The sequence below is a fragment of the Neorhizobium sp. SHOUNA12A genome, from assembly GCF_023006505.1.
GTDB lineage: Bacteria > Pseudomonadota > Alphaproteobacteria > Rhizobiales > Rhizobiaceae > Neorhizobium.
Genome location: NZ_JALBGV010000147.1, coordinates 1 through 8,476, shown reverse-complemented (window position 1 = coordinate 8,476; position 8,476 = coordinate 1). Strand labels below are relative to the sequence as shown.

At 56.9% G+C, this 8,476-nt stretch carries 9 protein-coding genes; 6 read left to right on the top strand and 3 right to left on the bottom strand.

Annotated features, from left to right (window positions below; translation table 11 throughout):
* The first annotated feature begins 106 nt into the window (after positions 1 to 106).
* From MOV63_RS31485 to MOV63_RS31470, 4 genes are all read left to right on the top strand, one after another.
* Positions 107 to 343: a hypothetical protein gene (locus MOV63_RS31485; protein ID WP_247039653.1), complete on the top strand. Its 237-nt coding sequence runs from the start codon at positions 107 to 109 to the stop codon at positions 341 to 343.
* Between the two features lie 265 nt (positions 344 to 608).
* Positions 609 to 2,141 (top strand): Fic family protein, encoded by a 1,533-nt coding sequence (locus MOV63_RS31480; protein ID WP_247039652.1) that lies wholly within the window; start codon positions 609 to 611, stop codon positions 2,139 to 2,141.
* 301 nt (positions 2,142 to 2,442) lie between these two features.
* Positions 2,443 to 2,697, top strand: coding sequence for a type II toxin-antitoxin system Phd/YefM family antitoxin (locus MOV63_RS31475; RefSeq protein ID WP_247039651.1), 255 nt, complete (start codon positions 2,443 to 2,445; stop codon positions 2,695 to 2,697).
* Positions 2,697 to 3,122 (top strand): type II toxin-antitoxin system VapC family toxin, encoded by a 426-nt coding sequence (locus MOV63_RS31470; protein WP_247039650.1) that lies wholly within the window; start codon positions 2,697 to 2,699, stop codon positions 3,120 to 3,122. Before MOV63_RS31475 ends, MOV63_RS31470 begins: the two co-directional genes overlap by 1 nt.
* Positions 3,123 to 3,276: 154 nt before the next feature.
* Here MOV63_RS31470 and MOV63_RS31465 read toward each other — a convergent pair whose 3' ends face one another.
* The 3 genes from MOV63_RS31465 to MOV63_RS31455 form a co-directional block, all read right to left on the bottom strand.
* The gene (locus MOV63_RS31465; protein WP_293409962.1) at positions 3,277 to 3,537 is read right to left on the bottom strand and encodes a helix-turn-helix transcriptional regulator; all 261 of its coding nucleotides are present in this window, start codon (positions 3,535 to 3,537) and stop codon (positions 3,277 to 3,279) included.
* A 663-nt stretch (positions 3,538 to 4,200) separates the two neighbouring features.
* Positions 4,201 to 6,576 carry a conjugal transfer protein TraA gene (locus tag MOV63_RS31460; protein WP_247039648.1) on the bottom strand — a complete coding sequence of 792 codons (2,376 nt, stop codon included), beginning with the start codon at positions 6,574 to 6,576 and terminating at the stop codon, positions 4,201 to 4,203.
* The gene (locus MOV63_RS31455) at positions 6,576 to 6,986 is read right to left on the bottom strand and encodes a plasmid mobilization protein (RefSeq protein WP_247039646.1); all 411 of its coding nucleotides are present in this window, start codon (positions 6,984 to 6,986) and stop codon (positions 6,576 to 6,578) included. The genes MOV63_RS31460 and MOV63_RS31455 overlap by 1 nt, the downstream gene beginning before the upstream one ends.
* Before the next feature lie 486 nt (positions 6,987 to 7,472).
* Here MOV63_RS31455 and MOV63_RS31450 point away from each other — a divergent pair, with 486 nt between their 5' ends.
* Both MOV63_RS31450 and MOV63_RS31445 read left to right on the top strand, forming a co-directional pair.
* Positions 7,473 to 8,183 (top strand): ParA family protein, encoded by a 711-nt coding sequence (locus tag MOV63_RS31450; RefSeq protein WP_247039644.1) that lies wholly within the window; start codon positions 7,473 to 7,475, stop codon positions 8,181 to 8,183.
* The coding region (locus MOV63_RS31445) for a hypothetical protein (RefSeq protein WP_247039642.1) at positions 8,180 to 8,476 on the top strand (297 nt) is incomplete at its 3' end. The genes MOV63_RS31450 and MOV63_RS31445, both read left to right, overlap by 4 nt.

Below are 8,476 nucleotides of genomic sequence, written 5' to 3'. Positions count from 1 at the left end.
CGAACCTGATCTTCACGGCGGTCATGCAGTTGGCGATGCGCGGCGAGGTTCGCCTCGATCTCGGCATGCCTCTGACGCTGGACGCGATGGTCTATGAGGGGATGGCATGACTATCAGTTCGAAGCATTTCGAATTCTTGCTGCAGGGATCGATGCGCCTGCTGACGGCGAAACAGTCGAACATTGCCCAGACGCCGGTCCATCATGCCGATGCTCTCGCCCAGGACATCATCCCGGACGATATTACGTCGTCTGGCGCGTCCATTTCGACCGCTGCTGACGTGATTTCCACGGGAACGGGAGCCGATATTGCTGGGTCGATCTGCGTCTTGAGTGGCATCTAACCCTTGAATGATCGATGCCAATCGCAAAGCCATAAACAAAAGCGCTATTCTGTGCAACAGAGATAGATACAATCACCGAGATAATTTCCACCGCCTTCAACCAAGTTTTATTTTTTGACGGAACGAGGGCATTTCTCAACGTTTTTCGGCACGAGTTAACGTTTTTTGGCGTATTAGGACGATTTCGGCTATTTTGTTGCATTTTTTCACGCCGCTCGGCATACTTAGTCGATCAAAATTAGCCATTTTTGGCTTAGGTGTGCATATGACAGAAATCCGCGTCGGCCAAAACGCACTATATCATCATCTCGGTATCGATGGAATTCCGCCCTCTGTAGAGTCTTGGTGTGGACCGACGTCCAGAAGAACAATCATCGACGGGCGGCGAGTTACCGAAAAATACCCCATGATATATGCACCGCCGGACAATCCCGTCGGGCACCTGAAGTTTGCACTCAAAAACGAAACACTCGATATGGGGACCATTGCCGCGACAATGCAGGTAGTGGACCCTCACGAAATCGAAGATTGGGTGCGGGACGAGCCAACCGGAGCTTTTTCGAGACGTGCCTGGTTCCTTTATGAGTGGTTCACTGGCAAGAGGTTGGACCTGCCCGATACGACGGCTGGCAGCTACGTAGACGCCCTGAACAAGGAACTGAACGTCACATCAGACGGAAGTAATTCATCTCGCCACCGCGTGGTTGATAACATGCTGGGAGTGCCTGGTATGTGCTTCACCGTCAAACCCACCCAACTGATAGAAGATTATCGGTCTTCTGCCTTGAACGCCCGCGCCCAGGACATCGTTAACAACGCGCAACCTGAAGTCCTGGAACGCGCCATACAGTACCTCTTCACGAAAGAGACGAAATCGTCTTTTGAGATCGAACGGGAAGAACCGACAGCACAGAAGGCGGAGCGGTTTCTGGCGGCGCTGCGTGGGACTGCATCGTTCGATCCCGCAAAAGTCAGCGACATAATCAGTCTGCAAAACGTCATTGTCGACCAGCGCTACGCGGCCAACGGCTTCAGGGACTTTCAGAACTTCGTCGGCGAAAACATAGGCCCAGATCAGGAGAAAGTACATTTCATTTGCCCGAAGCCTGAGGACATCAACGACCTTATGGCCCAGTGGAGTGAGGTGACGAAAAAGCTTCGTGGGTGCCCAGACCCCGTCGTTGCTGCTACCGTAATAGCCTTCGCTTTTGTCTATCTTCATCCATTCGAAGACGGGAACGGTCGAATTCACCGTTTCCTGATGCATAATATCCTTTCACGCGAAGGCTTCACTCCTCCCAATTTTCTGTTCCCCATTTCTGCTGCCATCGTGCGAGATGTTCGCGGCTATGATGCGACGCTCGAAAATCTGTCCAAGCCTGTAATGGAAAGAACGGCGTGGGCGTGGGATCAAGACTACAACATTGTGGTCAAGAACCAGACCGACCACTTGTTCCGTTATTTCGATGCCACCGAGCACGTCGAGTTCATTTACAAAAAGATCGAGGACACCGTTCAAAAGGACCTCAAAGAAGAGATCGCTTACATCACTGAGTTTGACGCTGGTTACAAGGCGCTGAACAAGGTCATTGATATGCCAAACCGAAAGGCATCATTGTTCGTACGCCTATGTCTTCAGAATGGTGGCATATCGAATACAAAGAAAGACCTGTTCAAGGAGCTTTCGGAAGATGAGATATCAAGACTGGAGAAGGTGGTAAGATCTGCCATCGCCACCGCGCGAGCACCAGCCCATGATGAAGACGACGCTCTGGACGAGCCTAAGCCGGGGACGTAATCTTCTTGCTGATCCTGGAAGACAGCGACGCCATGGCATTTGAGAAACCATTCCGCCTGGATGCGAGGTTTCGCACCTCCATTCCGGTCGGATGCGATGTCTGAGCCCGCTGAAGCGGGCCGATTGGTCTTTCTGAACCTGCCCCTGAACTCCTCCGGATAGGGGGCTTCGTCCTCGCGACACACGAGCTGCCAACCGCCCCTTTTTTCGGCATTTCGCCGGAGCGCGTGAGTCCGCTTCTTGCAATTTAAGCTTCTGTGGATTAAATGTAGTTACGTAACCACCAACGTTGAGGCTGGTCGTGATCATCACCACACTTTCGGGCCGTGAACTCAATCACGATCTTGGTCGCGCAAAGCGTGCCGCCAAGGACGGGCCTGTCATCATCACCGACAGGGGCCGGCCCGCGCATGTCCTCTTATCTTTCGAGGAGTACAAGAGGCTTACCGGTAAAATGCGGACGCTCGGTGACATGCTGGCCGCGCCAGGAGCGGAAGATGTTGACTTGCCGCTGCCGCCACGCACGGAACACGCCCAGCCGGTCGATCTGTCCTGATGTTGCTGCTCGATACGAACGTCGTGTCCGAGCTGCGCAAGGTGGCTACCGGCAGGGCTGACTCCAGTGTCGTTGCCTGGAACGAGACCGTCGATCCGGCCGAAACATTTATTTCGTCCGTGGTTCTGCATGAGCTGGAGATTGGCGTCCGGCTGGTGGAGCACAAAGATGTCGCCGCCGGGAAGGTGTTGCGCAACTGGCTGGAAAAAACAGTCCTCACAGCATTTTCAGGCCGTATCCTGCCGCTGGACGAGGCGGCAGCCGTCAAGGCCGCCCAATGGCATGTGCCCCATCCCAAACCGATCAATGACGCTTATATTGCAGCGACAGCCTTCACCCGACATATGACGCTGGTGACCCGTAACATCAAGGACTTCGAAGACATGGGAGTGGCACTCGTGAACCCGTGGGCGACGCCGGCATAGGGCCGTTGGGATCTTCGTTTCTTGTTCTGGACCGTGATCGGGTAGGCGATCCGACCTTTTTGAGGCCGCGCGGATGCGAACGTTTCACCACGAATGTCTCTCGCAAAGATCGTCCGCGCCGTTTGGGCCATCCGCTCGTTGAGCGGAGCGCGCTCTATGCCCAAGGCATGACGCCGGTCCGAATGCTTCCAGCCCCATTCCGACCATCGGCGTCAGCGGTCTCGCGCGAGCACGAAATGCCGGCGGCGCGGGCAACTTTCAGGACCTTGTCGAATTCCAGTGTCGTCTTGCCGTTTTCGAGTTCGGAAATGAACCGGCGACCGACGCCGGCGAGATCTGCGAAAGCCTGCTGGGTAAGCCGGCGTTCTTCACGGGCGTGGCGCACCATCCGTCCGAGATCTTCGGGTGTGTTGATCTGCTTCTCTTCGGCTGATGGCCCTACTCGGGATGACAGTCGTCAAGAGTGAGCGGCAGTGACGCCTGAATTCGCTGCGAAATATCGGGCAGTTCGACATCGATCTTTGAGAGAGAACCGCTGAGGTCTCGCATGACCTCACGCACGGCGCTCGCCTGCGAAACCGCTTGGCGATCTCGGCAGCCGACGGAGCCGACTTGGCGAGACTGCTGTCGGTCGGGATGTTTTCACTTATGTTTTTGAGGGCCTCTACAGGCGCAGGGACAGCTGCGAGACGTCGTGCGAGATCTTGCGCGACATTTGCGCTCGCTCGCAACTCATTCTATACTATCTTGTCTTTTGATTGGCTCTGCTTGCGTGCCATATCGCGCTCCCGAGCGGGAACATAACCGAGGCTTGAACGGAAATCAAAGGAGCGCGCTCCCGTCCGGGAGCACCACTCGGCTGATCGCTCCGGAATCCGCAGACATCGCTTGTGGAATGAGCCCTAAAAGTCACTGAAACCATCTGGCTATCATAAGCCATGCAGACGTGAGCGCGTGATCCAGAATGCCGATGGCCATGATCGCAACGAATATCACTCCACAGACCTTAGCCCAACCTTCGTTAGAGCGGGAGTGCTCTTCAACGAAAATCCGTTTGTCACGGTCACACATGATCACCTCACCGTTCACGGTCGTCCCGATCGTGTTCCGCCTGTCGCTGCAACTCCTCAAGGCGGGGCACGTGCTGTTTGGCGGGATCCTCCTTCGTCGTGTCACCGCTTCCCTCGACTTCCGTCCTTGCAGCTTCGCGCTCTGACGCCGATGCTCCCCCGACCGTTACGCGATCTTGGACCACGCTATCTTTTGCATCGTTGCGAGCGGGCCTCGCCGCGGCATCGGTCGCCCCGGACCCCTCCCGTTTGTCTCGATCCGCAAATCGGCGCTCTCGCTCGGCGTTCAGAATTGCAGACTTGAGTTCAGCGTCCATTTCTGCGGCGTCGCGGATCAACGCATTGCCGCTCGCACCGAGTTCTGCTGCCTTGGACAGTTGCAGGCGCAACTCCTCCTTCAAGGTCCGCGCACCGTCATCGATTTGCTCACGCCCATGCAGCTGTTCAATGGCGCCTCGAACCCGTTCGATATCGACCAGAGCCTTGTTGGCCGCTGCAGCCGCATCAATGCCATGCCGCTCCACGGCGTCACTCCATCGCCGTTGCTCGTCTTCGCGATCAGCGGTTCGAGATAAACTCTCTCTCGGCGCGGGCAGTTTCGACGTCTGCTCTTCGGTAAACTCCATCAGTTCACGCCGCGCAGCCACGTGTTCCCGTGCTGCCGCAGCGATCTCCTCGAAGTCCTTCCGGTTATCCGACGATATGGCGCGTTCGGCCTGGAAAAGCGCCGTCTCGACGCGCTTCTCGTAGGCCCCGAACTCCGACCTTGTCATATGGTGCATGTCTTCACCCTCCGAAACAAGCTCAGACAACTTTACCAACTGTGTTCGAAATTGCGAAGCAGAATTTGTGGCGTCTCTGTCGCTGCGACTCACCACTGCGGTAGAGCTTCTTCGATCCTCAAGACGCGCTATCTGCGCGTTGACAAAATCAGGTCGAATCTGGAAAGCACCGTAATTCAATACATTCCTCCATTCTTCCCGGGCAGCTTGCATATAGATCTGGCTGCGCGCGGTGGAAGCTCGGAAGGGGACATCGGCACGTTTCGACCTATAACGGAAATCCGCAGCCTGGGTCGTTCCCTCATATACGGTGCGACCGATTGTATTCAGTGGGCGAACCTGGTTTTTGGTATAGCTCGGTGGGCTCGCGCGATCACGGCGATCGGTCATTTCCATGTCGACGCCGTGTGCACGCGCTTTCTCGGCCATAGCCAGTCGCCACTGCCGAAAGGCGGGAATCGTAGTCTCGATCCTGTCGCCGGCATCCGATCGCATCGCGACAATCGCGTGCACGTGGACGTGGGGACGTTTGCCGCCCGCGGCCTCAGCCTTTGGATCGCTGGACGCATCGTGCAGCGAAAATGCGTAACGATGTCCGCCAAATTGGCTGCCGAGAAAATCCCGCGCAGCATCCTGAAACGCAACGGTATCGGTGCTTGCCCGTGCCGATATGATCAGGTGCATCACGTCGCGCGGTTTTCGGCTGTGAAGCTGGTCTCGCCATTCCTGCTGGACAAGTTCGCCGGCCCGCCTAGCGTCCATGACCGGCCGCCCCTGCTCGTCCTGTACCCTTCCTGGATAGTTTTCGACAAGCCTGCGAACACGGCTGGCTCCGTAGTCTGTGCCATTACCATAACCGGTGAACTGGAACCGGATGTCGCGCTCTCCACTCCGCGCCGCCTCCAACCGCTTCTGCACGATGGTCGTCGCTTTGTCGTCGCCTGTCAGCCGTTCGCCGTGCCGGTCGCGGAGCACGGCGACACCCTGGATTTCGAAGCCTGTGGCATCGGTTTGTTCGGCAACGGCAAAAGCGAATGCTCGGCCGCCCAGAGCGTAGCTGACGATCTCGCGACCTCGTTCGAAGAATTCACCGTCGGCGCCGGCGGCGTGCCCGATAGAGATCTTGAACAGGCCGATGTCGCGGCTTTCGGCTCGGTTCTTCATAAGATGATCCCACTCACCGCCGACCGCAGAGAGCTGATCCCTGCCGCGAAGCTGGTCGCCGCGTTCGTTCTCTACCACGACCTCTCCGTTGCGAGAGACGTAGTTGATCATGGCGCCGAGCCGTGCGCCGCCACCGAACGATGCCATCTTCACAACCGCCGGCTGGCTACCCGCGGCAAGTCCAGCAAATCGTGCCCGCATTGGCCGGTCGGCCGGGCGGCGAGCGCCGCTCCGGCAAGAAAAATTGGAATACGTGTGCCCAAGCAGGAACCCCCTGACCTTCAACCCTCTTGCCCCTTGAGCCGCTGCGACGGAGCCGCTCCGGCGGCGCCGTTCGTCATCGTCTTCGAACGGGCGCCGGCCGAGCGACAGGTCGTGAAGGAAGGCGGCTTTGCGTTGTTCCCATTCTGCCGTGAATGCTCCGAGAAAGATCTCCATCAGCGTTTACCGCTGCGGAAACGTGCACCTCGCTCTGCATAGGACTTCAGTTCGAGCAGCACCGCGGCAAGCACCCGGTGAACATCATCACCGACAAATCTCGTTTCCTCCCCGACAGGGGACCCCCGGCGGTTTGCAGTTCGCGCCAGCCGATTGAGGTTTACTCCAACCGCCCTCACCTCTGATAAGAGCAGGCCAAGCACGGCTCGATCGGCGTCAGTCAGGAACGGACGTACGCCGGCCCCTTCCAATGTGAGCGACCGCACGAAAGCCGAAACGGTCAGGCCGGCTGCTTTTGCCGCCGCCTCGATCATGCTGATCTCGGTCGCGCCAAACCGTGCATGGACCACCCTTGACTTCCGCTCGGGGCCGATCACCGGCACGATCTGGGGCGCTGAAGACGGGCTCATCGGCACCTCCTCGAAACAGGCCGCAGGCCCATCGACGGCTCGTCCGTCGATCGTCAGCAAATTTGTATCACAAAATTGCGTATCCTGCCAATTTTTTTTACTGTATCGGTAACATTATTTCAGCCCAATGCCCCTCAAATGATTTCCCTTGGAGTGGCCTCGGAAGTGTTGCGCTGATGCTGCGCCCGCCAACACATTCAACCCTCATTTGAAGCGCGCTTGTGTGGTCCACATCTACACAGCAATTGGAAAACAATGTTGTTTAAGAATGTAGCAACTGTTTTTAGGTCCGTAACGTATCTTGCATCGCTACAGATGCGCTGTCGATCGATGGGATGCGGAATATATTCCGCATCGTGCCAAGCGCTTATAGCTTGGACAGCGACAATTTTAGGATATGAACATGATGTGTTCATTTTTTGCTTGCCTCACTCCCTGCTCGCGGTCCATGATGCGGCCATCTTCACCACGTGCGGAGGCGGCCAGATGCCGAGAACCTATGCGGCAGTGAGTAACAAAGGCGGGGCTGGAAAAACCACGCTCGTCACGTTGATCGCGGGGGAATATGCCCTTCGCGGCGAGCGGGTTCTTCTTGTAGATGCAGACAACCGTCAAAACCTGTCAGGCTGGTGGCGGCTATGCGCCGAGAAAGCCAATGTCCCGGATAATATCGAACTCACCCAGGCATCGACGCAACGCTCGATCGAGCAGGCCATCGACAATCTAGGTAAGGCATTCGATCTCGTCGTCATCGATGCACCGGGCATCGACAGTTCATTGCAGACAGCCATCATCCGCTCGGCCGAACTGGTGATTTCACCAATCCAGCCGGCAATCAAGGAACTGGAGGCGGCGGGCCAAGCCGTGGCGGCCGTCAATGAGATCAACGACCGATACGGCCTTTCGATCACCCATTTCAATGTCAGGACGCGGATTTCCGTGCCGGGCCGAAATCTCGAAGCCTATCGGTACATCCGACCGTTTGTGGCTGGCTTGGTTGCGGCCGAGTACCGGACAGGCCTCCTCGACACCGAACTCTTCGAACGCAACATATACCGCGAAATCCAGAACGGCCTCGGGACCTTGCAAATGCAGGATCTCAGTGATCCTGTTCGTAAGGCCCGGCTTGAAGTTTATCAACTGGTAGATGAGATCGAGCAGCGTAGGACGGCGGCCGATCTCCAGGGCGCCGCATGAGCAAATCCGTTCTCGACATCAAGGATTTCTCCATCGCATCCCGCAAGCCGGAATCAAAATTGGATGAGAACCCCAATGCGCCGAGCAACGAGCCGGTCCTGCCAGTCGATAAACCATCGGCGCAGATGCTGCCCAAGCCAAGCGAAGAGCAGCGGCGACAAACGGCAGAGGCCCGAGCGATTGCGCAGGAGGATGTCCGCTACAGCTTGAAGAACCTGAAACGATCAAAACAGCGCAGCGTGAAATTCTTCATCAACATCGCCTTGGACTACGAGTTGAAAGCGCGCCTTCAA

What these genes read in the sequence shown, in the direction of transcription:
- MOV63_RS31455 (WP_247039646.1), bottom strand. Translation starts at nt 6,986, where the DNA reads ATGAGCCCGTCTTCAGCGCCCCAGATCGTGCCGGTGATCGGCCCCGAG.
- MOV63_RS31480 (WP_247039652.1), top strand. Translation starts at nt 609, where the DNA reads ATGACAGAAATCCGCGTCGGCCAAAACGCACTATATCATCATCTCGGT.
- MOV63_RS31485 (WP_247039653.1), top strand. Translation starts at nt 107, where the DNA reads ATGACTATCAGTTCGAAGCATTTCGAATTCTTGCTGCAGGGATCGATG.
- MOV63_RS31460 (WP_247039648.1), bottom strand. Translation starts at nt 6,576, where the DNA reads ATGGAGATCTTTCTCGGAGCATTCACGGCAGAATGGGAACAACGCAAA.
- MOV63_RS31470 (WP_247039650.1), top strand. Translation starts at nt 2,697, where the DNA reads ATGTTGCTGCTCGATACGAACGTCGTGTCCGAGCTGCGCAAGGTGGCT.
- MOV63_RS31450 (WP_247039644.1), top strand. Translation starts at nt 7,473, where the DNA reads ATGCCGAGAACCTATGCGGCAGTGAGTAACAAAGGCGGGGCTGGAAAA.